At 59.8% G+C, this 1,343-nt stretch carries 1 protein-coding gene; it reads right to left on the bottom strand.

The features are described 5' to 3' along the window. Window positions 1-39: 39 nt before the first annotated feature. Window positions 40-1,290 carry an IS256 family transposase gene (locus tag G3N61_RS39085; protein WP_205825116.1) on the bottom strand — a complete coding sequence of 417 codons (1,251 nt, stop codon included), beginning with the start codon at window positions 1,288-1,290 and terminating at the stop codon, window positions 40-42. Window positions 1,291-1,343 lie beyond the last annotated feature (53 nt).

The following is a 1,343-nucleotide window of genomic DNA, read 5'->3' as shown; positions in this document are numbered from 1 at the left end:
GGGGGTGTCAGGATTTCCGTGTTCAAGGCGGGTTGAGATTCACACGGATGGTCGAACGAATCGATCCTCGTAAAGGATGGCGAACTGGTTCATAGCCGCCTTCCAGTCATGAGCAGCACGCCCCCAATCGGCAGTGATGTTACGCAGTGCCAGCCAGATGAGCTTGGTGGCGGCCTCATCGGTCGGGAAGTGTCCCCTGGTCTTGATGATCTTTCGCAGCTGCGAGTTGATGTTCTCGATAGCGTTCGTAGTGTATATAACCTTGCGAACCGCCGGCGGAAACGCGAAGAACGGAATCACACGATCCCAAGCGTTGCGCCACGCAGCGCTGACCGTCGGGAATTTCTGGCCCCATGCTCCTTCGGCAAAGGCATCGAGTTCTGCCTGAGCCGCCTCTGCGCTCGGTGCGGTGTAGATCGGGCGAATCACGGCAGCTAATCCTCGACGGTCTTTCCAACTGGCGTAATCGAGGCTGTTGCGGATCAGGTGAACGATGCAGGTCTGCAGCGTGGTCGCCGGAAACACGGCAGCCAGTGCCTCGGGCATGCCTTTGAGGCCGTCGGTCACGGCGATCAGGATGTCGTGAACGCCACGCGTCTTGAGATCGTTGAACACCTTCATCCAGAACTTGGCACCTTCTGTGCCCTCGATCCACAAGCCTAGAATATCGCGCGTGCCGTCGGGCAGAACGCCCAGCGCAAGGTAGATCGCCTTGTTGCGTACCACGGCGTCTTCGCGAATCTTGACCCGCAGCGCGTCAAAAAACACCACCGGATACATCGGTTCGAGCGGCCGCGCTTGCCAAGCGGTCACTTCGGCCATGACCTCGTCGGTGACCGAGCTGATGAAATCGGGCGAAACCTCGGTACCGTATTGCTCCTGCAAAAATCCCTGAATCTCACGCACGGTCATGCCCCGGGCGTACATGGCGACGATCTTGTCGTCGAAGCCCGTGAAGCGTCGTTCATGCTTGGGAATCAGCAGCGGCTCGAAGCTGCCGTCACGATCGCGAGGCACCTCGATACGGATCGGGCCGTCCTCCGTCAGGACTGTCTTGGCGCCCGTGCCATTGCGCTGGTTGGTTACGGTGCTCGGCTTGGCAGCGCCAGGCGGGTAGCCGAGATGGTGACTCATCTCGCCGCCCAGCGCCCGCTCGATCAGCGCCTTCTTGAGGGCCAGCGTCGCGGCATTGATCGCTTCAGCCGTCATCGGACCGCTGCCGAATTGCTCAAGCAACTCGGCGGGAATCGCCGGCAGGTCTACCGGTTTGGCTTTCGGTTTGCGAGGCATATAGTCTCCTTCGGAGCATCATATGCCTTGAACACGAAATTACTGACAGGCCC

This window comes from Burkholderia sp. Ac-20349, assembly GCF_017104865.1.
Classification (GTDB): Bacteria; Pseudomonadota; Gammaproteobacteria; order Burkholderiales; family Burkholderiaceae; genus Burkholderia; species Burkholderia aenigmatica.
Note: the sequence above shows the minus strand (reverse complement) of the source record. Positions and strands in the feature narration are given on the sequence as shown.